General features: G+C 44.7%; 17 protein-coding genes. 6 read left to right on the top strand and 11 right to left on the bottom strand.

The annotated features are described in order from the left end of the window. The first annotated feature begins 16 nt into the window (after positions 1-16). Positions 17-886 (top strand): metal ABC transporter solute-binding protein, Zn/Mn family, encoded by an 870-nt coding sequence (locus R7P80_RS14635; protein WP_225491652.1) that lies wholly within the window; start codon positions 17-19, stop codon positions 884-886. A gap of 215 nt (positions 887-1101) precedes the next feature. Then, a complete protein-coding gene (locus R7P80_RS14630; RefSeq protein WP_017635534.1) occupies positions 1102-2097 on the top strand; it encodes a porin in 996 nt (331 codons plus the stop codon). A 218-nt stretch (positions 2098-2315) separates the two neighbouring features. On the opposite strand, the gene R7P80_RS14625 is transcribed toward R7P80_RS14630, so the two are convergent. From R7P80_RS14625 to speA, 4 genes are all read right to left on the bottom strand, one after another. Then, positions 2316-4481, bottom strand: coding sequence for a S9 family peptidase (locus R7P80_RS14625; protein WP_225491653.1), 2166 nt, complete (start codon positions 4479-4481; stop codon positions 2316-2318). Positions 4482-4792: 311 nt separating this feature from the next. After that, positions 4793-5998, bottom strand: a complete 1206-nt coding sequence (gene emrD / locus R7P80_RS14620) for a multidrug efflux MFS transporter EmrD (protein WP_225491654.1) — start codon at positions 5996-5998, stop codon at positions 4793-4795. A gap of 409 nt (positions 5999-6407) precedes the next feature. Beyond that, positions 6408-7328 carry an agmatinase gene (gene speB, locus R7P80_RS14615; RefSeq protein WP_213874395.1) on the bottom strand — a complete coding sequence of 307 codons (921 nt, stop codon included), beginning with the start codon at positions 7326-7328 and terminating at the stop codon, positions 6408-6410. Between the two features lies 1 nt (position 7329). Beyond that, a complete protein-coding gene (speA, locus tag R7P80_RS14610) occupies positions 7330-9240 on the bottom strand; it encodes an arginine decarboxylase (protein WP_033906546.1) in 1911 nt (636 codons plus the stop codon). 323 nt (positions 9241-9563) lie between these two features. Between speA and R7P80_RS14605 the strand changes: the two genes are divergently transcribed. Continuing rightward, positions 9564-10289 carry an MBL fold metallo-hydrolase gene (locus tag R7P80_RS14605; protein ID WP_005384195.1) on the top strand — a complete coding sequence of 242 codons (726 nt, stop codon included), beginning with the start codon at positions 9564-9566 and terminating at the stop codon, positions 10287-10289. 66 nt (positions 10290-10355) lie between these two features. Here the strand turns inward: R7P80_RS14605 and R7P80_RS14600 are convergent, their stop codons facing one another. The 3 genes from R7P80_RS14600 to R7P80_RS14590 form a co-directional block, all read right to left on the bottom strand. After that, the gene (locus tag R7P80_RS14600; protein WP_005384193.1) at positions 10356-10784 is read right to left on the bottom strand and encodes an ATP-dependent zinc protease; all 429 of its coding nucleotides are present in this window, start codon (positions 10782-10784) and stop codon (positions 10356-10358) included. 65 nt (positions 10785-10849) lie between these two features. Continuing rightward, positions 10850-11755 carry a 30S ribosomal protein S6--L-glutamate ligase gene (rimK, locus tag R7P80_RS14595; protein ID WP_005374224.1) on the bottom strand — a complete coding sequence of 302 codons (906 nt, stop codon included), beginning with the start codon at positions 11753-11755 and terminating at the stop codon, positions 10850-10852. Between the two features lie 329 nt (positions 11756-12084). Then, positions 12085-12699 (bottom strand): TetR/AcrR family transcriptional regulator, encoded by a 615-nt coding sequence (locus R7P80_RS14590; RefSeq protein ID WP_021035906.1) that lies wholly within the window; start codon positions 12697-12699, stop codon positions 12085-12087. A 155-nt stretch (positions 12700-12854) separates the two neighbouring features. Between R7P80_RS14590 and R7P80_RS14585 the strand changes: the two genes are divergently transcribed. Both R7P80_RS14585 and R7P80_RS14580 read left to right on the top strand, forming a co-directional pair. Next, the gene (locus R7P80_RS14585) at positions 12855-13868 is read left to right on the top strand and encodes an MBL fold metallo-hydrolase (protein WP_017819715.1); all 1014 of its coding nucleotides are present in this window, start codon (positions 12855-12857) and stop codon (positions 13866-13868) included. Between the two features lie 102 nt (positions 13869-13970). Next, complete coding sequence (locus tag R7P80_RS14580) at positions 13971-14315, top strand: DUF5329 family protein (RefSeq protein WP_017819716.1); 345 nt, start codon at positions 13971-13973, stop codon at positions 14313-14315. Here the strand turns inward: R7P80_RS14580 and R7P80_RS14575 are convergent. Then, a complete protein-coding gene (locus tag R7P80_RS14575; protein ID WP_005384184.1) occupies positions 14283-15182 on the bottom strand; it encodes a LysR family transcriptional regulator in 900 nt (299 codons plus the stop codon). The genes R7P80_RS14580 and R7P80_RS14575 overlap by 33 nt on opposite strands. A 1332-nt stretch (positions 15183-16514) precedes the next feature. After that, on the bottom strand, positions 16515-16853 hold the full coding sequence (locus tag R7P80_RS14570) for a YggL family protein (protein ID WP_054701928.1): 339 nt from the start codon (positions 16851-16853) through the stop codon (positions 16515-16517). Between the two features lie 266 nt (positions 16854-17119). Here R7P80_RS14570 and R7P80_RS14565 point away from each other — a divergent pair, with 266 nt between their 5' ends. Further along, entirely contained in the window at positions 17120-19156 is a 2037-nt protein-coding gene (locus R7P80_RS14565) for a PhoX family protein (RefSeq protein WP_130546491.1), read from the top strand. A gap of 99 nt (positions 19157-19255) precedes the next feature. Here the strand turns inward: R7P80_RS14565 and R7P80_RS14560 are convergent, their stop codons facing one another. Together R7P80_RS14560 and R7P80_RS14555 are read right to left on the bottom strand one after the other, a co-directional pair. After that, positions 19256-20647: a glycoside hydrolase family 1 protein gene (locus tag R7P80_RS14560; protein ID WP_033906241.1), complete on the bottom strand. Its 1392-nt coding sequence runs from the start codon at positions 20645-20647 to the stop codon at positions 19256-19258. Positions 20648-20795: 148 nt separating this feature from the next. Beyond that, positions 20796-22856, bottom strand: coding sequence for a sensor histidine kinase (locus R7P80_RS14555; RefSeq protein WP_225491655.1), 2061 nt, complete (start codon positions 22854-22856; stop codon positions 20796-20798). Between the last annotated feature and the right edge of the window lie 174 nt (positions 22857-23030).

Here is a 23030-nt window from a genome sequence, read left to right as displayed (position 1 = left end):
TTATAAAGTAATGAACATGAAGATAAAAAAATTAGCGATAACTTTTGGTTTGGTTATAGCGACAACACTTCCATCGTGGGCAAGCGCCAAAGACATTTTAACCAGCACTCCCGTCACGTACATGTTGTCTGAGCAACTCATGAAAGGTACAGGGATAGAGACTCAGTATCTGCCTCCAAAGCGTTACGGCGTTGAGCGTCTTGAGAACTGGTTCGCAAATAAAGGTACAGAGCAAGTTAAGCAAGCGGGTCAAGCCGCGACGGTTGCTATTACTCTTGGTGCGATTTGGAAACAAGACCCGACTTATGTTTACGCTCGACAGGGCAACATTCACTTGATTGAAATCGATGCATCGCAGGCCATTTCTCCTAGAGCTCAAGGAGTTGCAGTACTGACATTGGAAAACGGGTCAACATCGAAGTACGCATGGCTGAACCCTACAAACTTAATCCGAATGGCGGGTATTGTTGGAGAGGATCTACAACGTGTATATCCTGAACACCAAAAGACGATTCAAACGAATCAACAGGCTCTTATGCTCAATGTGCGTGAACTGATCAACCAACAACAGGCAGAGATCTTCGATAAAGGCATCGATTCAGTGGTACTGATGAGTGAGTCACTAGAGGACTTTGCCTCTGGCAACCAATTGTTTGTGGTTGGGCGCGAATTTAAGCCGGAACTCGAGTGGACAGAAGAAGACAAATTATCTTTAAAAGCTCAGTTTGAACAAGATAAAACGCTATGGTTGGTGACGGATAAACGACCGTCGAAAACCTTGACATCGCTTATTAAACCGAGCCGCATACTGCAAATTGATGTTATTGACCGCTGGGGCAGTAAGGGTATCAAAACTGAGAAGCCACTCGCACGTTGGGAGATGTGACACGTAAAAAGCCACAGATTTTATGATGGGGAATGAAAAGTTCCCTATTTTTTTGTGATCCATTTCAAAATGTGAGCATTAATACCACTGGTTGCATAAGAAAGTGTTTGTTTCATTTCTATTTCATTACTACTTTGTTATGTGTTCGTTGCGATTGATTCGGATTTAATCTGTTTCTAAGCGAACCGGTACAAACAACTATACGGATGTTAACAATGAAAATGAAAACTCTAGCCGTTGCAGTGGCGGCACTAGCATGTGGTTCACAGGCCTTCGCAGCAGAAGTTTACAACAGCGATGGTACATCTTTATCGATCGGCGGTCACGTTTCAGTTGGCGTGGGTGAGTATTTCGAAGAAGATGTAAAAGTTCACCAAGTGTCTCCGCGTATTAACGTTGCGGGTAAGAAAGACATTGGCAACGGTATTACTATCGACGCTAAAGGTGAATGGGCGCTTAACTACCTAAATGGTGGTGAACAGTCATTCAAAACTCGTCTAGGTTACATCGGTGCTACTCATGAGCAGTTTGGCCGTTTAGTAGCAGGTACTCAATGGTCACCTTACTACGATGTCGCTGGCGTTGCGGATCTACCAATCGCGTTTGCGAACGACTTTTTGTACGACAACCACGGCAACCTAGGCTCAGCTCGTGCTGATAAAATGCTTAGCTACCGTAAAGGTTTTGAATTTGGTGAAGGTTTTGCTTTCAACCTAGGTCTAGGTTGGCAAGGTGAGCAAACTTCAGATGCAACAACATACGAGCAACGTGGTCAAGTTGCATTGAGCGGTTCTGTAGCTGGCTTTGGTCTAGGCTACGTATACAGCGGTGGTGATGTTAAAAACGCGACTCTAGGTACTAAGAACGCTGAATCACACCTATTCTCTGTAAACTACGGTCAGTACGGTTCAGGTCTATACGCAGCAGTAGTATACGGGATGAACGAGTACTTTTACCAAATGCGTAAAGACACTTCTCAACTTGAAGCTCTTTTGGCATACGGCGTAAACGATTGGACATTCAGCGTTAACTACGAAGGCGTAGAAGACGAAGAAGACAATAAGACAGTTTCAAGCGAAACTGCGCTACAAGCAGAGTACGCTGTAACTCCTGCTTTCGTAACGTTTGCAGCTTACCAGTTTGATCTAGGTAACGACTACAACAATGAAGAGAACGACTACTGGACTCTAGGTGCTCGTTACTACTTCTAATAAATAGGCCAGTTTCTACTGCCTAAACACATTTATTGTGTTAACGCCTACTCGTTGTGAGTAGGCGTTTTTCTTTCTGCTATCCTTTGGCTATAAGAGACGCTAGTCATTCTGTGCTTAGGTAACCCCACTCTTTGTTTAGAGAGTGCGTCTATAAAAAATGCCCGCAACTTGCGGGCATTTTTGTTGTTAGAAGAGATGCAGTTCTATTAATACGCTTATTTTTTATCGAGTAAATCGAGGAAGAAGGCATACTCTAGCGCATCTTCTTTTAAGCGCTTAAATCGACCAGATGCGCCGCCGTGTCCGGCTTCCATATCGGTTTTGAACAACAAGACGTTATCGTCTGTCTTCATTTCACGAAGTTTGGCGACCCACTTCATTGGTTCAAAGTACTGTACTTGAGAGTCGTGCAAGCCAGTCGTTACCAACATGTTCGGGTAGTTTTGCGCCTTGATGTTGTCGTAAGGCGAGTAACTCAACATATAGTCATAGTATGTTTTGTTATTTGGGTTACCCCATTCATCATACTCATTGGTGGTCAATGGAATTGATTCATCGAGCATAGTGGTTACCACGTCCACAAACGGAACATGTGCACCGATACCGCGGTACAGTTCTGGTGCTTGGTTGATGATAGCCCCCATTAAGAGACCTCCTGCAGAGCCACCAACAGCGAAGACTTTATCTTTCGCGCCGTAGCCTTGTTCAACCAAACCTTTAGTCACATCAATAAAGTCGTTGAATGTGTTTTGCTTGGTTAGTTTTTTACCGTCTTCATACCAAGGGCGGCCAAGCATTTCAGATCCACGAATATGAGCAATGGCGTAAACAAAGCCGCGATCCAATAGACTCAAACGTGTCGAGCGGAAAGTTGGCTCAATGGTTGCGCCATAAGATCCATAACCATATTGGTAGAGTGGATTTGTACCATCTTTCTTAAATAAGTCTTTACGATACACCAAAGAAACGGGTACTTCTTTACCGTCACGGGCTGTGACCATGATGCGTTCTGATTGGTAATTGTCAGGATTAAAATCACCAAGTACAGGTGTTTGCTTCATGATTTCTGACCCGCCCGTTTTTAGATCGAAATCGTAGTAGGTTCCTGGAGTGGTTAAACTGCTGTAATAAATACGAACTTTCTCGTTATCCAGCTCTAGGTTACCTGTCAAATAGGCAGCAAACGCATCGTCATTAAATGTGAGGGGGAGTTCTTTTCCTGTTGAAAGCTGACGTACAGTGACGCTTGCTAGGCCGTTAGAGCGCTGCTCATAGACGATGTGATCATTGAATAACTCGAAGTCGACAAGTTGAGTATTGTCGTCTGCGGCAATCACATCTTGCCATTTAGAGCGGTCATGCATGTCATTTTGATGAACTTTCATCAAACGGAAGTTGACGGCTTGATAGTTAGTATAAATGTAGTACCAATCGCCTAGCTTAGAAATACTGTATTCAATGCCATCTTCACGAGGATAGAACGGTTTCGCCTTTGCTTTAGGGTTGTTCGCATCAATGATAGAGACCCCACTGGTTTCTGTACTCGAATGCCAGATATAAATATCTTCGCCATCTTTGCTTTTGCTTAGTGAGGTGTAATAGGCGCTGTCGGTTTCCTCAAAAATCAGCTCATCGCTGCTTTGTGGTGTGCCCAATACATGACGATAAACTTGGTAGCCCAATAAGGTCTGTGGATCTTTTTTGATGTAGTAAAAGGCGTTGTTATCGTTCTGCCATGCGACAGCGCTTGAGGCCCCTTCGATTTCATCTTGTAGGTAATTGCCTGTTGTCAGGTCTTTGATCTTAAGGGTGTACACGCGGCGGCTTAATGTGTCTTCGCCATACGCCAATAAGTTTTCATTCGGACTAACGTATAGGCCGCCGATACTGAAAAATTCATGTTCTTTTGCTAGTTCATTGACATCTAAAATGATTTGTTTGTCTTTGCCTGCAAAGTCTTTAGCTCGCAAATGGACTTCGTACTCGTTATCTCCGGTCACTTCACTGGAGTAGAAGTAGTTGCCTTTACGAACCGGTACTGAGTTGTCGTCTTTTGCGATGCGCCCTTTAATTTCTTCAAATAGCGTATCTTGAAGTGTTTCAGTGTGCTTTAGAACGGTTTCTGCGTACTGATTTTCTTTCTCTAGGTGCTGTAAAATTTCAGGGTCTTTACGTTCGTCGTCACGCATCCAGTAGTAGTTATCAACGCGGGTATCGCCATGAATAGTCATCGAGTGAGGGACTTTTTTCGCAACCGGAGCTTGAGTTTGTTGAGCAACGATCTGTGTTTGGGAGTATTGAGTCATGCTGGGGATTCCTTGATTGCTGCATCCGGCGACAAGCGCGACCGAGAAGGCCAACGTAGTTAAAGTGAAACGCATCTGATTTTATCCTTATTGTACACCCAAGTGGCCTCATCCTGAGGGCTGGGCTTTCATTTTGTTAGTGGTTTTCAGTTGTCCATTCTTTGTTATGGGGTATACCGAAAAAGTGAGAATCCTCAATATTTCCGAGTTGGATACTCAATTTGAAGGGCGCTGAAAACACATTGTGTAAGTAGCTGTTATTTTTAACAAATATCAATTCGAAAGTTAAATCATTCTCATCGGGAAATCGATATAGTGTGATATGAAAAAAGGGACACACTTGTTGAGTGTGTCCCTTTTGGATTGTGAAACTAAGCTGATAATGATCAGATAACTTGCGGTACTTCGTTTGAGTGATTGTGTGCTCGATTCACCCACATTAACCCAAGCATTGCAATTACCGACATTGCCATCATCATAATGCCCAAAGGCATCTGGTTATGCGCTGGAAATAGTGACGCGAGCAAAGTTGCGACACCTGCCCCCAAGTTTTGCATGCCACCCAATGTCGCGCCTGCTGTTCCTGCATGGTATGGGAATGGCGCAATCGCTCCAGTTGTTGCTGCTGGGAACAGAATGCCCGCACCTAGGAAATAAATAGTTGCGCCACCAATTAACGTCAGTGCAGTCGTTACGCCAAACAAGCCTGGGATTAATACGACGGCTGAACCGATAAAGATCGACACCAAACCAACATTTAACGCACGACGCTCAGAGCGACGCTGCGCGATATAGCTAGACAAACCTGCTCCCACTAAGTAGCCCGGGATCGGCAAGATAAACAGCAAACTTACGGTAGTGGCTGGTAATGCCAATACACCACCTAGTAATACCCCAGCAGCTGCTTCGAACACACCTACGCCAGCAAACGTCGCAACTAGGCAGATTAAAAAGCCTTGGAAGCGGCGGTCAGACAAAACGTGCTTGTAGCTTTTTGCCACTGGTTCGAACTTGCGTTTCTCTTTTGGCAGAGTCTCCATCATGCTGGTCATCATGGTAATCACCACCGCGATGCCGAACAGAGCTAGAAATAGGTAGCTAGAGCGCCAACCAAATGCTTCTGTTAGGTAGCCGCCAAGTACTGGTGCCATTAGTGGTGAGAAAATCACGCACATGCTGATCAAGCTGTTTGCACGATGCAGCTCAGCACCTTCAAAGCAGTCGCGAGTTAGAGTTCGTGACATCGCGCCGCCACAACCGATCCCCAAACCTTGAATGAAGCTACCAGCCAAGAACCACTCAAATTGGTGTGCAAATAGCGCCACCAAAGTACCTAGGATGTAGATAAGTAGACCGACGATGATGCTCGGTTTGCGTCCCAAGCGGTCCGATAGTGTGCCATACGCAAATTGCGACAAGCCATATGGGATTAGGTAACAAGCCATCACAGCTTGAAGTGATGACGCAGATACCAAAAACTCGCCCGCCATATGACCGATTGAAGGCACGTACATTGTCTGGGTCATTTGACCCACGGCAGTCAATATAGCGATTAAAAAGGTAAGTTTCGCTAATGGAAACGAAGCAGACATTTGCGTATCTCTCCAAAAAATTTAAGACGTAAAAACCCTTAGCGCTCTTTTATAGAGTGCCAACTGAATTCTTGTGTTGCGGGGGTATTTGCGCGAGATAATAGTGCTTGCTTGTATAATTAGCAATCGAAAAGTGTGAAGTTGAGCAAGATAAAAATCTATGATTTCAATTAGAAAAACTAATCCGATTTTGTTTTCAAAAAGAGATGCATTTCTTTGTCTAATTACGTTAAATCTTTTACTTTTCGTGAATAGAATGAGCCTTATAGGTAACTGGTTTTAATGGTTAAAGTGCAAAAATAAAGCGTCTGCTCGGTTGATCTGAGTTCAAGATGCAACGAGTGAATAAAAGGTAGAGGAAGGCATCAGAAAGAAAAGGGAGCCGAAGCTCCCTTAGAAATGATTATGTCTATTCGCGCTCAGATGCGTATGCGTAAAGCATTTCTAGTGCGATGGTTGCTCCCGCTAGTGCGGTAACATCACTGTGGTCGTATGGAGGCGATACTTCGACAACATCCATACCCACGATATTCATGCCGGCTAAACCACGAATAATTTTCAGCGCTTTGTCTGAGTTCAAGCCACCACAAACTGGTGTACCAGTTCCCGGTGCGAAGGCCGGGTCTAAGCAGTCGATGTCAAAAGTGACATATACTGGCTTGTCTGCGACGGTCCGACGAATTTCTTCTAGGATCTCGTTCACCGACATGTCATTCGCTTGCATCGCATTAATCACATTGAAGCCGTGATCTTGCTGTTTGTACTCCGTACGAATGCCGATTTGTATTGAGTTTTTTGCTGAGATCAAACCTTCTTTCGGCGCATGGTAGAACATCGTACCGTGGTCGTATGAACTGCCATTTGCATAGGTGTCCGTATGAGCATCAAAGTGAATCAACGCCATTTGGCCATGATGCTTCGCATAGGCACGCAGGATAGGTAGCGTAATGAAGTGGTCACCGCCCAATCCCAACATGGTTTTACCACTTTTTAGAATTTCACTGGTTGCCGCTTCAAGGCGGTAAGTAAAATCTTCCGCATCACCGCAATCGAATACGAGATCACCTGCGTCGATCACTTTCAGTTTATCCAATACGTTGAAGTTCCACGGGAACTTCTTACCTTCCCATGCCAAGTTGACTGAGGCACGGCGAATTGCATCTGGACCCATACGCGCACCTGGACGACCAGATGTTGCCATGTCCAGAGGGACTCCCAACACCACAACGTCTGCGTCTGCCGATACCGGGTTACGAATATACGGCAGACGTAAAAACGACATAGAGTTGGAGTAAAGCGAATAATCAGTTTTAGTAAACAAATCATTCATATCAGAAGTCCTCTAAATAGGTGTATCCTGCTAGACCTTGTTCTAGTTCTGCTAGGATTTGTGCTTGTTCATTGGCTTCAACTCGCTGTGAAACCAATTGTTTATAATTGTCACGAATCGCATCCACGTCGATATGAACGTAGCGCATCATGTCTTCTACACTATCACCTTCGTTGATGTAACTGATCTCAAATTGACCGTGTTCATCAACATTGACTACAGCACTGTGGGTATCACCAAATAGGTTGTGCATGTCACCAAGAATTTCTTGGTATGCGCCTACTAGGAAAAAGCCCATTAGGTACGGTTTGTCTTTGCTCCAAGCTGGTACAGGTAGCGTGCTCTCGATGCCTTGACCATCAACGTAGTGATCGATCGCGCCATCAGAGTCACATGTGATGTCCAACATCACTGCACGACGCTCTTCCGCCTCGCCAAGACCAGAAAGTGGCAGAACAGGGAACACCTGATCAATACCCCAAGCATCTGGTAGAGATTGGAAGAGAGAGAAGTTCACGAAGAACTTATCCGCAAGACGTTCGCTCAACTCGTCCAGAATCGGACGGTGGAAGCGATTCTTAGTGCTCATCTTGCGGCTTAATTCGAAGTAAATGCGTAGTGACAATTGTTCTGCCCACGCACGTTGTTCCAAGTTAAGCACACCTGTAGCAAATTGAGAGTGCACTTCTGCCAAATCACTTTGGGTATCATTGTAAATCTCAATTAACGCACGAGCGTCTGTACCATCTTGCAAGTTTTCCCAGTTTCGCCACATGTTTTGTAGCAAAAGCGGAGCGTCATCATCAAGCTCATGTACTTCTTCCGGTAGGTACGACTCGGTACCAATTACGTTAGAAATCAATACAGCGTGGTGCGCTGTTAGCGAGCGACCCGATTCCGAAATGATCACTGGCATTGGTTGTTCGTATTGCAGACACACATCGCCCACTGTGTTGACGATATTACGTGCGTATTCTGCAAGTCCGTAGTTCATCGAATTCGATGATTGGCTGCGTGTGCCGTCATAATCCACTGCCAAGCCGCCGCCCACATCGAAGTACTCGATGTTTGCACCGAGTGCGCGTAGTTCGCAGTAGAAACGTGCAGACTCGTTCACACCATTGCGTACATCACGGATGTTTGCCATCTGTGAACCAAGGTGGAAGTGAACCAGTTGCATCGCGTCTAGGTTGCCTTCGCGTTTAAGACGTTCAATAACGCTAAGCACTTGCGATGCTGATAAACCAAACTTCGATTTTTCACCGCCACTTGCTTGCCATTTCCCTGCGCCTTGAGAGGCGAGGCGAATGCGTAAACCAAGGCGCGGTTTTACGCCCAAACTTTTCGCTTCTTCTAGTACCAGATCCAGCTCAGAAAGCTTCTCTAGTACGATGAATACCTTGTGACCCAGCTTTTCACCGATCAGTGCAAGACGCACATACTCACGGTCTTTGTAGCCATTACACACGATCACGGAGCTACCTTGTTGAGCCAATGCAAGTACCGCCAACAATTCTGGCTTGCTACCCGCTTCAAGACCAAGCTGCTTGGTTTCTAGTTGAGCTTGGCTCGCTAGAATTTCATCCACCACTTCACGTTGTTGGTTTACTTTAATTGGGTACACCAACAAGTATTTGTTTGGATATTGGTATTCTTCAATTGCTTGGTTGAATGCGTGGCAAATACCATGCACACGTTGGTGCACGATTTGCGGGAAGCGTACTAATACAGGCAGATTTAACTGCTTCGCTTCTAGCTCATTTACAATAGCGCTGAAAGGGATTTGATGTGCACGATCACTACGTGGTGATACATATACTTCGCCTTGGTCATCAATGCCGTAGAAACCTTGGCTCCAGTAGTGAACGTTGTAGTCCGCGCGGATGCGGTCTAATTTAGTTGCTTTTTCCAACTCGATTCTCACAAAAATGTACTTAACTCCTTAATTAATTAGAAGGAAAAGTACAAAAAAGCAAATCATGAGGTATTTACCTCATACCCTGACACGAACTCCGTGTGCGCGCATTAACGGATAAAAGGGCCCTTGAGTCTAATGATTAAAATCTATCATCTCGATTATGATTTGTTGTCGTCGCTACGTGTGAATATTTGTTTACCGAAGCGTCCATTCTGCTGTTATAGTTGGTCTGACCAGTAAGGATTCGGTCATGAAGCATCTCACTAAAATAAGGACATATTTTGCAGCTGCACAGAATTCAGGGGTACATTCAGACCATGTATCTCGCCGAATATCCCGATAAATTATTGTTGCTTGATGGTGCCAGTCGAGCAGACATCCCTCATCTTAAAGACTTTATTGAACATCAACTCCATCGTCCTTTTTCTGACCTAAAGTTGGTTGTTGTGACCCACATGCATCCAGACCATGCTGGTGGTGCGCACAAACTACGTGATTTAACAGGATGTAAGCTATTGGCCGCAAAGCGAGAGAGCCAGTGGTATAGCGGTGTAGACGGTTGGCTAATGCATTTGACCGATTTAATGTTAGCACGCTGGATGGCGAATCGGATGCGTAAACCAAAGCAAAACCTTTGGTATTCCCGCAAGTTAAATCCAGATATTGAACTTATTGATGGAGAGTTTATTCCTGGATTTGATGATTGGCAGGTGCTAGAAACGCTAGGGCATACTGATCGAGATCTGTCGGTTTATCATTCTGAACAAGATGTGTTGTATGTGGCGGATTTAATGGTGCAGGTGAAAAAGCATCTGATTGCGCCGTTTCCCATATTTCATCCGAATCAATATCGGCAATCATTAAAGCGTGTGTTTGAGATGAATCCGCAATGTTTGCTTTTGGCACATGGGGGAGAGGTAACTTTGGATGAAAAAGCGTATCAGCACATTTTGAATACAGCGCCGACTAAGCCAATGACGCACTGGCGAGTGACAAAAGTTAAAGCGAAGGGATTGTTGTTTGCGTTATTTCGTAGGAAGTAAGCGAAGATAAAGCCAGACGAGTGATGCTCAACAAAAACGTTCGATCACTCATCTGAAGCTACGGAGTTAAGATGCCAATAAGTGAGATTGGCTAGGATCAACGAGCACTTTGTCTGCCATGCCCTGACGACCTAACAACATCATGTAAGTCATTTTTTCACGGTTAGTCAACGTAATGTCGATTGGCCATTGTTGGTCGCCCATACGCAGCATCGTCGTGATCACGCAGCGGTGCTCAAAAGTACCGTTAGAAGATTTAACCTTACGGTTTGCTTTTAGTTTCGCTGTGCAGCGAACCACTTGTTCTAAATGGTATACATCTGGGTGCAAATCGAATGCAACATAAGACTGACCATCTTTTTCAAAGCAATCAATATTGTCTACATGTAATGAAGAGGTTTGAGCGCCTGTATCAATACGCGCTTCAAGGTGAGTAATCCCTAACTCTGGCAAGCAAATAGCTTCGGCATTCCCAATGATCATTTTCTGATTCATAGTGTCATCCTAGCGACGAGTAACAAGAGAGCCGGTTTTTGGCTCTCTTGTGCGTTAAACAAAAATCAACCTTTACCGCGAGTACGGTTTGAATTTGGCTTAGCGTTTTTCTCGATAAAATCGAAGATCATACCTGCAATGTTTTTACCCGTTGCTAGTTCGATGCCTTCTAGACCAGGAGAAGAGTTCACTTCCATTACCACTGGGCCATTTTTAGATTGAAGGATATCCACACCACAAAGGTTCAAGCCCATCACTTTCGCTGCATTTACAGCGGTCGCACGCTCTTCTTTGCTCAAACGCACGAGTTGTGCAGAGCCGCCACGGTGAAGGTTAGAACGGAACTCGCCTTCTTTTGCTTGGCGCTTCATTGCGGCGATTACTTTATTTCCGACAACAAAACAACGGATGTCCGCGCCTTTTGCTTCTTCGATAAATTCTTGCACCATGATGTTAGCTTTCAAACCCATGAAAGCTTCAATCACGCTTTCTGCCGCTTTATTTGTTTCAGCAAGTACAACACCAATGCCTTGAGTGCCTTCTAGCAATTTAATCACTAGAGGTGCGCCACCAACGTTTTTGATCACGTCCTGAATATTGTCAGGATGGTGAGCAAAGCCAGTGCGTGGCAAACCGATGCCTTTACGTGATAGCAGTTGTAATGAGCGCAACTTGTCACGAGAGCGGCTGATCGCGACAGATTCGTTGACACAAAATGTACCCATCATTTCAAACTGACGTACAACAGCAGTGCCGTAAAACGTAATAGATGCCCCAATACGTGGAATAACAGCATCGTATTGCGGTAATTCTTCACCCTTGTAGCGGATCTTAGGGTTGTTGCTCGTAATGTCCATATAACAGTGAAGCGTGTCGATCACATCGATTTGATGCCCACGTTCTTCACCCGCCTGTTTTAGGCGCATGGTTGAATATAAATTCTCATTACGAGAGAGAATAGCAATACGCATGGCAATTCCTTAGTAAGTCAGTACCAAATTAAAATATAAGTATAGAGCATAGAATGCAGTAGGCAGGTGATCATGTTATGACATAACCTACTTACTTCAACGATTTAGAATTGTGGTTGAACAACCACGTCGTCAGAGGTGCGCACCTTAGGGCGTTTTTTTGTGAGATGAAAACGAAAAAGCATCGTCGACACGACAAAAATATTTTATCGAACGCTCACGCCTTGCGGTATGAGACTGTCAAGGGTGAGATAAATAAAATTGAGCAAAAATTTCATCGCTTTGTCACGAATTATCGCTTAAAAAAGCGGCCAATTTGACCGCTGTTTTTAGCTGTTTTGATAGTGACTTAAAAAAAGTTCCGCCGTTTGGGTAGCTAACAGCCTAGATTCTTCATTCGACAAAGAGGGGCGAATTCCCATTAACTGCGGCCAGAATGCACTGCCTTTAAGTAAGTTGTGCAATTGAGTGCTTGCTATATGTACATCATCAATTTGCAAAGCGCCACTGTTCGATTTCTCAGTAAGCCAGCGGTACAGGGCGGTTTCCTGTTTCGACATTTGTTCTGCTTGTTCTTTGAGATCTTCCGGCTTAAATAAGAAGTGCCCAAATGCCACTTTTGCCAGCTCAATATAGTTTGGTTCCGTCACCACAATGATCTCGCTGTAGAGTAATTCAATCAATTGATCTTTAAGTGGCAGAGTGGCCAAGCGTTTAATATCGCTTTCCATCATTGACGAACGCCAAAGCTCAGTCAGCAACTCCGTCACGATCGCTTCCTTAGAAGGGAAGTGATTATAGACCGTGCGCTTAGAGACTTGTGCGATTGAAGAGAGCTTATCCATGCTGGTGTTTTGCACTCCAAACTCTTGAAACGCTTGCCTTGCCGCGCACAAGATGGCTTCTCTTTTGGTTTCGCTACGACTTTTTCTTTTTACATTCATAAGCTTGCTAAGTTAAGAAGATCATTTCTTGATCTATTTTACACTAAGTAGTTTACTTTTGATAATTAGAATGTAAACTGCACCGTGTAGTTTACTTTTGTTCGGGTTAACTTTTTATGAAAAAAACTTTGCTAGCCACAGTAGGAGCGTTCGCGATGGGTACATCCATGATTTCTTGTTCTAATGTTGATACTGAAAAAGCGCCAACATACCCGGACAAATTTGCAAATACAGAGTTGGAATACAAAAGCGGTTTGGGCGACATGTTCGAAATCATGAAAGCGTATTTTACGACTGAGCGCCTTAACCCAACACCAACGATTGAAATTCCAGTGCATGCGATCACAGCGCAGCAGCTGTTAGAAGAGCACGATGACGTCATCTATCGTCTGGGTCACTCAAGCGTATTAATGAAGCTCGATGGAAAACTGGTGATGACCGACCCTGTATTCAGTGATCGCGCGTCTCCTGTGAAATGGGCTGGGCCAAAACGTTTTCACAAAACTCCCATCACGATAGAAGATTTGCCAACTATCGATGTGGTGGTGATCAGTCATGACCATTACGATCACCTAGATAAAGCTTCTATTAAAGTGCTAGGCGACAAGGTGGGCACTTTCTTGGTGCCGTTAAAAGTGGGGCAATTACTGGTTAACTGGGGGGTGCCGAAGGAGAAAGTGATCGAGCTAGATTGGTGGGAGTCACATTCTGTCGACGGCATTGAATATACATTGACTCCGACTCAGCATTTCTCCGGTCGAGGTTTGACAGACCGCGATACGACGCTGTGGGGCAGTTGGGTTATCAATGCACAACAACACAAAGTGTTCTTCAGTGGTGACTCTGGTTACTTCAATGGCTTTAAAGAGATTGGCGAAAAGTACGGTCCATTTGACTTCACCATGATTGAAACAGGTGCGTACAATGAACTCTGGTCAGACATTCACATGTTCCCAGAGCAAAGCGTTCAAGCACACATCGATGTGCAGGGCAAAGTTATGATGCCGATCCATAACAGCACGTTTGATTTATCGATGCACGATTGGAATGAACCGATGCAACGCGCGTTAGACATCAGTGAAGAGCGCGGTGTAACGTTAGTTAGCCCTGAGATTGGTCAACGCTTGGCGATTGCGGAGCCTCAGCCTGCTCGGGCATGGTGGCAATAATTGCTGAGCTAAGCAGCCAAACACCAGAATAGTTAAGTCACTTATCAGTAGTTACTATTAGTAGTTAGTAGTTACGTGGCCAGGGATAAGGATAAAGGTGCGATGAAAGCAAAGTGGACGTTGTTACTTACATTAAGCATTCTGCCTACCTTTGCACTAGCAGGGGTAGAGCAAGATATCTCGACGTTGATAAAACGAGTTGAGCAATCCTCTTGCACTTTTATCCGCAACGGCAAGTCGTACACTAATCAAGAAGCAGCAGAACACATGCGCAATAAATGGGATTACGCCAAAGATGACGTTGATTCCGTGGATGTGTTTATAAAAGAAGTTGCGTCGAAAAGTTGGTTATCTGGCAAACCATATTGGGTGGATTGCCAAGAGGAACGCATTACCAGCGAAGAGTGGCTAACATCATTGATGCGCACCACCGATCACATCCAATAACACTTCTTTGATGGTCTGATAGCGCAGAGGTAGAGCACGACTGCGCTTACGAACCAGAAATAGCTCTTCACATACAGTGTTTTTCAATTGAGCAATGTGTAACGTGTCTTTTAGCGGAAAATTGTCGACCGCACTTTGAGGCAGCACGGTGAAGCCAAGTCCTTTGCTGACAGGTAGCAAAATTTGGCTCAATTGATTTACGTAGCCGGATAATGGTAAATCGCTCATCTTAATTTCTTGGAGCTGTGGTTCTTCACACTGGTCAAAAAACAGCGTCATGTAATGCTCGGCATCAGGGTGGCTAATGACACCACAGTCATGCAAGAGTTGTGGCGTTATCTGCTTATTTTGATAATGCTTTGGCAGAACCAAGCACAACCTCTCTTTACCAATTCGCTCACTGTGAAACAGACCTTTGTTGGGAACATCAGTCACGATACCAATATCGATGTGCCCTTGCGTTATGGCGTTGAGAATAGATTGATTTGGCGCGGCTTCTAAATGTAACGATAAGCTCGGGTGCTGTTTTTGCTTCTCCAAAATGGGCCCATACAACATTAACGCCATTGCACCAGAACAAGCCAGTTTACAGTGGCCTGAAAACGCATCATCAAAACTGAGCTCTTCGAGCAGCTTCTTCTCTCTATCTTCTAACTCGAGCGCATATGCGTAGACAATCCTGCCTTGCTCGGTTAATTCGAAGCTTTTGTTTTCGCGCTTGATCAAGGCATGCTGACAACTTTGCTCTAATTTTTTGATGTGTTGGCTGACGCCAGGCTGAGTCATAAAAAGTTTTTCTGCCGTTTGCGTAAAATGACCGACTTCAATCAATGTCTTAAATGTATGTAACCAAACAGGATTAAGCATAGTGTGTGATTTTCTGAGAGCTTTGTTGGGAGACGTAAAGAAAATGATAGCACGGTGTTTTATGAAAACAGAGAAGACTTAAACGATAAAGATGAATCTTTATCAATACATTACAGACAAAATAAAACCCCGCCTGGTTTCCCAGACGGGGCTTATTCTTTTTCGCAGCAATCCCGCTACTAATAGGTGCTCCCTGCATCTATCCTTGATTGTGGCTAAGTCCTTTAACCGAGTTCCTTGTTCATCGCCTTCCTAGCGGTGTCCATTCTTGCCTATCATCCTGACGGGCGAACTCTATCCTAGAGCTTAACTACATCCTTGCTGACAACTCATCCTAAGCTATCAAATCTTCATCCTGAAGATACCCAATCCTTTAGGCTTTTTTCCTGTTCCCGCCAACATCCTGTCGACAAGTTGAGTATTGATGTTTTGCTGATTTGACTCAATTAACTTTTCTAAATTATTTTTACTTATTATTTTAAGTGAATTTAAATATTACTTTTAAATCATATATTTAATGTTTTTTTCTGGCATTGCTCTTAGAGGTGATTAATCTATTTGCTTACAACTCTTGTAAGAGATCTCGCACAAGTTTGGTGGTGAATGTATTAATGTGCGCTTTTTGTTCCGAGTTCTGTGGATTGAACTGGATCACAATGCGTTAAAAGGGAGACGATAAAGATGAAAGTGAATTGATCTTGAGTAGAGATTTGTTTGAAAAGAAATAAAAATTCTTGCGGTTTTTATAAACAGTATGGTAAATCTGAAATGCCCACCTTGTTAATCCTTATTAAGATTCAATGACAGTATAAGTAGGGAACTTGATTGCCATTTTTCTGTCATATCTGGTGAGTAAGTTAACTGTGTCAGATAGATAATATGCCGTTTGCCAGTAAAAACAGGCTGCAAGAAATCGGTAATTATCATTATGTTGTGAAATTGGTCACGGTTAAATGATTGATTCCCTTATAGATTGAAGGGGATACGACCTTAGACAATAAGCTCCATGAGGAGCGTTACTTATATAAGATGAGGGACTTTACTATGAAAAAGACTAGAAGAGCTCAGCTACATCGTGTGCGTATTCAATACTGGAAAGACACGAAAGACGCCCCAGCTAAAAAATCATAGTTAATTATACCTAAAGGCACGAGCTGGCTGTGGAACGCAGTTTCCCGTTGATTGCCAGCTCAAAAACGCCAAAATCACTCCGCGCAACTTCCCAAGCACCCTATTTTTAATATCGCATTCTTCCAAAAATAAAAAAGCCAGTCTTAAGACCAGCTTTCTCTACCATTTATTGAGCTCTGCGTATTACAGGTTGCCCTTTAGTTACAGGTAGTTGGCGTCAACTAGTTCGCCCGCTTGCGCGCTTTTCACTTCTGGGCGTGCTTCTAACCATTTGATAACTTGCGCTTTCTGTTCTTCAGTCGCACTGCCGTAACGGTTAGTAGAACATAGGAAGCCTTCAAACAGTTCTAGACCACCGCCACCGAAGCAAAGACCAAGCTCGTCAATGTAGTCGATAAAGTCATCAACGAATGCATCGTAACGGTCGAAGTCGTTAATGTCTGTTTCACAGCTGATCTCGAAACCTAGGATTGCGAACTCACCTAAGAACAGCTTTTTACGGATACGACGGCTCTTGTTATCGATCTTGTCTAATTTCATGATTATCTCTCGTAGATGATTTGATTTCGTACACCTTATACCTTCTATCATACTTTAGCCCAAGTAAAATCAGAATGAAGCGATACAGTTGGTGATTATGTGACCAGAATTTAATTGCTTCGTTAGCTGTGTTGGTTGGTTTGCAGTATTGTTGAAACACAAGTTTCATATGTTTTAAGCACTTTTGTCATTTTTCTTATCCAAACTTCTTGCCGTTCAACTAATCACTTATTTATTAATTAAACTATAAGATCGGGAAAGTAAAAATGAGCAAGGAAACCTTTGACGCGACGCGTTATAATCAAAGTGAAAACAAACCATTTGAAGAAGTATTAGAAGCGAGCCTATCTCGACGCAGCATTCTGAAAGGTGGTTTAGGTATCAGTGCGATGACAGCGTTTGGTGCTTTCGGATTGGCTGGTTGTAACTCGTCTGACTCAGGGAGTACAGTAAGCAGTGGTTCGGGCGCATCTAAAGCCGTTCTTAACTTTGAATCTATCCCTGGCTCACTCACTGACGCAGTTTCAATTCCACAAGGCTACACCGCACAAGTACTAGTACCTTGGGGAACACCACTTAATGCGCAAGGCAGCGCATGGCAAAATGATGGTACCAACACCAGTACCGATCAGTTAAATGCGCTAGGCATGCACCATGACGGCATGCATTTTTTCCCATTGAACGATAGCACTACAGATGGCTTGCTATGTATTAACCACGAGTACATCGACACATCAGCACTGCATCCAAATGGTCCGACGGTTGAAAATGGCGTACGTACCATTGTAGATGAAGTGCGCAAAGAGATTAACGCGCACGGTGTGTCAGTGGTTCGCATTCAACTGGAAGACAACATGTGGAAGTTGGTTGATACCGATCCACTAAACCGTCGTTATACTGGTGCGACAGTCATGGATTTGTCTGGCCCGGTGGCCCACACATCTTTAACTGTCACTCGTTTCTCGCCAGATGGCAGCCAAGCGCGTGGTACGTTAAACAACTGTGGCAACGGCTACACGCCGTGGGGCACGTACTTAACGTGTGAAGAGAACTGGCCAGGTTACTTTGTTAATGCCGGGACTCGTACAGAAGAGCAAGATCGCATTGGTGTCGATGATCAAAGTACACGCTACTTGTGGGAGACATTAGCAGGAAATTCAGAAGAGCGTCTTGATGAGTTCTCTCGCTTTAATGTGGCTCCAACAGGAGCAAGTGCGATGGATGATTACCGTAATGAAGCCAATGGTCACGGTTACATTGTCGAGATTGACCCTTACACGCAAAACTCACGTGCGAAGAAACGTACTGCGCTAGGTCGTTTCCGTCACGAGGGCTGTACTTTCGGTAAGCTTGAAGAAGGCAAACCAGTGGTATTTTATTCTGGCCACGATTCTCGCTTTGAATACCTATACAAATTTGAATCTGCGGCAGCGTGGGATCCAGCAGATGCTAACCCTGATAACCGCTTGGCGATGGGTGACAAGTACATGGACGAAGGCACACTGTATGTGGCGCGCTTCAATGAAGACAGCACAGGTACTTGGTTACCATTAACGCTTGATAGCGTAACAACCGCTGGTGGTACGTTAGCGGATCACTTTGATTCACTGGCTGAAATTATCATCAATACTGCGGGTGCGGCGGATTTAGTTGGGGCAACACCAATGGATCGACCAGAGTGGTGTACGGTTGATCCATTCACGGGTTCAGTATATTTAACATTGACGAACAATACGCGCCGTACAGATGAAACCAATCCTGCGAATCCACGTTTGAATAATAAGTTTGGTCATGTTATTCGTTGGGATGAAGGTGCTTCAGCAACTGACTTTACTTGGGATATCTTTGTGTTTGGTTCGCCAGCAAATGGTGATGCAGATACCAACCGTTCTGGCTTGAATGAGTTAAACCAGTTTGCGAGCCCAGACGGATTAGCGTTTGATGGCCGTGGTATTTTGTGGATTCAGACTGATAACGGCGCAGATGAAGTCACGTCTTACACCAATGATCAAATGTTGGCTGTTGTTCCATCTAAGCTAACAGATGAGAATGGTGATCAAGCTGTGATTGGTGCGGATAATCAAGCTGAATTGAAACGCTTCTTTGTCGGACCAAATGGTTGTGAAGTAACAGGCTTTACCATCAGCCCTGATTACAAATCATTGTTTGTGAATATTCAGCACCCAGGTAACTGGCCATACAGTGAAGATGCAGCCGAAGAAACGCCTGCTGGTGTTTCTGTGCGCCCACGAGCGGCGACAGTGGTTATTCGCCGTGAAGACGGTGGAGAGATTGCAGTTTAATCTCTAAATGAATAAACACCTTAAAATTCAAGCCCTGCAATTGCAGGGCTTGATGGTTTAGGCGAATGCCTAGTTGCACTTTATACCTAGACAACAGGCTTAGCTTTTCAATGAACCGCCTGAAGTACGAATCACGTCTTGATACCAGAAAAAGCTTTTCTTACGTTTACGTTCTAGCGTTCCTTGCCCATCATCATGACGATCGACATAGATAAAGCCGTAACGTTTGCTCATCTCAGCGGTTGAATTCGCGACCAAATCGATTGGCCCCCAGCTGGTAAAGCCCATCAACTCAACGCCATCCAGAATCGCTTCGTGTGCTTGCACAAGGTGGTCGTTCAAGTAAGCGATGCGGTAATCATCTTGAATCTCACCGTTTTCATCGATTTCATCACGTGCACCTAAGCCGTTTTCTACGACAAACAGTGGTTTTTGGTAGCGATCGTGAAGGAAGTTCAGCAGAATGCGCAGGCCTTTTGGATCGATCAACCAGCCCCATTGGCTCTTCTCAAGATATGGGTTTGGTACGCTATCGACAATGTTACCCACTTCCTTCTGTTTCGGGTCTGCACTTGCACAGCCACTTGCGTAGTAGCTGAATGAGATGAAATCGACACTTGCCGATGCAATTTCTTCTAAGTCGCCTGCTTCCATCTGAATTTCGATGCCGTTTTCACGGAAGTAACGCTTCATGTAGCCAGGGTACTGACCACGTGTTTGCACATCACCGAAGAACAACCACTTGTTGTTTTCATGCATGGCAGCAAGCACGTCATCAGGGTTACAGGTGTATGGGTAGTTGATTGCGCCAAGCAGCATGTTACCAATCTTGCCGTTTGGTACGATTTTCTGACACAGTTTTACCGCTTTTGCGTTTGCGACTAGCTGGTGGTGAATCGCTTGGTAAATCTCTTGTTCATTGGCGTCTTCTTGCAAACCAACACCAGTAAATGGTGCGTGTAGAGACATGTTGATTTCGTTGAAGGTTAACCACAGCTTCACTTTGTCTTTGTAGCGTCCCAGCACGGTGCGAGCATAACGTTCGAAGAATTCGATGACGCGACGATCGCCCCAACCGCCATAGTTTTCAACCAGTGCGTAAGGCATTTCGTAGTGAGATAAGGTCACGAAAGGTTGGATGTTGTGCTCGGCAAGTTCGTCAAAAATTTTATCGTAGAACGCCAAACCTTCTTCATTAGGTTCTAGCTCGTCACCGTTCGGGAAGATGCGGCTCCAAGCTAAAGATAGGCGCAGACAGTTAAAGCCCATCTCTTTGAACAGCGCGATGTCTTCTGGGTAGCGATTGTAGAAGTCGATCGCCACGTCTTTGATACCCGGTGTACGCTCTGCACGGGTTTGATGCGGACTCAAAATACCGTTTGGCAGCATGTCTGATGTCGATAACCCTTTACCCCCAAGGTTGTACGCCCCTTCTACTTGGTTTGCAGCAATGGCACCACCCCAAAGAAAATGTTCAGGAAACTTAATCATGTTTCTCACTCTTTATATTTAGGAAATGTTTGTGGATTTATTGCTTGAGAATAGTGTAGGAGACACCTCGATACTTGTATCGAGATCGTGTTTTTCTCAAACAGCGGGGATGCCTAGTTCTAATGATGATTTTGTAATCAATATCACCTTAGGCTGATTTGAACAATAAAGTGAAAGTCAGCCCATTTTGTTCATTCCTATGCACGGTAATTTGTCCGTTCATATCACGCATATTGTTGGCCGTAATTGCTAAACCCAGCCCTAAGCCTTCACCAATTTTCTTTGAGGTTTGGAAGGGCTCGAACATGGATTCAAGCATCTCATCCGACACGCCGCAGCCATTATCACTGACGATCAGTTCGACCCGATTGCCGGTTGGATTGACGATCAAGTTGAGCTGCGGGTTGGTGGTATTGTTCATTGCGTCTAGCGCATTCGAGACAAGATTACCGAGCACCTGAAGCAGTCGTTGTTCTTCACCCATGACGTTAGGTAAGTCATGAGGAACTCGAACACGTACATCCACTTTGTCTAATTGGGTTTGATAAACGCGTAAGGTCTCTTCGAGTGCAGAGGTGAGAGAAATTGCCTGTAAGCTTTCTGGTTTGTTGTAGGCGAACGTCTTTAACTGACTGGTCATGCTTGCCATACGATCAATCAGCTTCTGTACCAAAACATTGTTGGCTTTCATCATCTCGGTTTCGCCACGTTCCGCTAGCAGCTCGTTTGTAGTGAGCAGGGTTCGCAAACCTGTTAGTGGCTGATTGAGCTCATGAGTGATCGCGCTCGACATGCGACCCAAAGCGGCCATTTTGCTCGATTCAATCAACTGGCTTTGTGCTTCTTTTAGCGCTTGAGTTCGCTCTTCTACTCGCTGTGCCAGTTCTTGGTTGACCTGTTGCAGTGACTGTTCGGCTTTTTTCCGCTTGCTGATGTCGATGATCGTTGCAAGGAAATACTGCTCGCCATGCCAAGGGAAACTGGTTAGCGAGAACAGGACAGGGAAGACGCTTCCGTCACTGCGTCTGGCAATGGTTTCGACCGTGCTGATCTCTGCGAGCTCTTTATGTTTAGGTAAGTCTTTCAGTAGCTTAAGTGTGGTGGAATTGGGATTGCCTGCATCGAATAACTCCCAAGCAAAAGCGTGTCGATTGACGCTTTCTGGTAAACAGAACAAACGCTTCGCCATTGGGTTGAGATCGAACAGTTGCCCTTGTTCATCAATCAATAGCAAACCAACGTGGGTTTTATTGATCATCTGTTTCAAGCGGCGTTGAGACTCTTCCAACAGGGCTTGAATTCGTTGTTGATTGATGTGCTTTTGTCGACGTTGTAGACCAATGATGACGAGTAATACAACCAACAAGAGCAGCGCCGCTACGCTCCAACCAATCACGTTGATGGTTTGTTGAATCGGCTTAGAAGGGGTGAGGTAGCTGACGTACCAATTCAAATCATCCAATTTAACGGTGTGCGCAAAATAGCGTTGCTGGTTGAGCGTCCACACACTGATATTGGTGTTGTCGTATAAGCGTTGCGTTTCTAACTGAACGGTGTTGCTCGGTTCGTTAAACCAGTCAGCGTTATAAAGCGCGCTACTCGATAGGAAAAAGCGTTGTTGACGATTCTGCAACGTGATGATGTCTTGGCTAGTAATGGTCTGTTCGGTCAACAAGCTAAGGTTGATTTGCACCACCACAATGCCAGCGATATCCAGACCATCGTAGATAGGGGCTGCAAGATAATACAATGGGCTCGAACCTTTGGTTTTGTTCACCAAGGAAACACCGCCGCCTTGGTTGTGAATTTGTTCCACAATGGCTTTTCGGTCAGACAGGCTAAAGCGCTCTTCGATTAAACTCGAGACCAATACTTCGCCAGAGTTAGACAGGATTAGCCAACCTTCCGTATTGGCGGCTTTATCTAGCTGAGTCAGTTGGGTTTGCAATGGCTCGTAATAAGTCAGATTCCCTTTCACAAACGCGATGGTTTCTGGGTTATTGGTTACGAGGTAAGGTAAGTGGTAGAAGCGTTTGAGTGCACGGCGAACTTCACCAATATAGTCGAGTAGTTTTTGTTGAGCTTCGGTTTGAGTTTGTACACTCAACCACTGACGGGCAACCTCTCTGCTGGCGCTATAGCAAGACAACATCAGCACTGCCGCAATTGCGACCACAAGCCATGTTTTGCCATTCCTTTTGCGCTGCATACCGACTCCATTCAGCTAGTGCGTTCTCACCAACAGTCATTAAAGAGTGCGCCTAACTGGTTGGATGTTAAAGACTTGTAAGCAAGAAGTGAGATCTAGCTCCTTTTCTCCTCAGTGGTTTTTGCTACCGTTAATAAAGATCGATTTCTTTCCCACCCCACAAAGCAGGCAGTA

The organism is Vibrio sp. 2092 (assembly GCF_033339635.1).
In the GTDB taxonomy this organism is placed as follows: Bacteria; Pseudomonadota; Gammaproteobacteria; order Enterobacterales; family Vibrionaceae; genus Vibrio; species Vibrio alginolyticus.
Note: the sequence above shows the minus strand (reverse complement) of the source record. Positions and strands in the feature narration are given on the sequence as shown.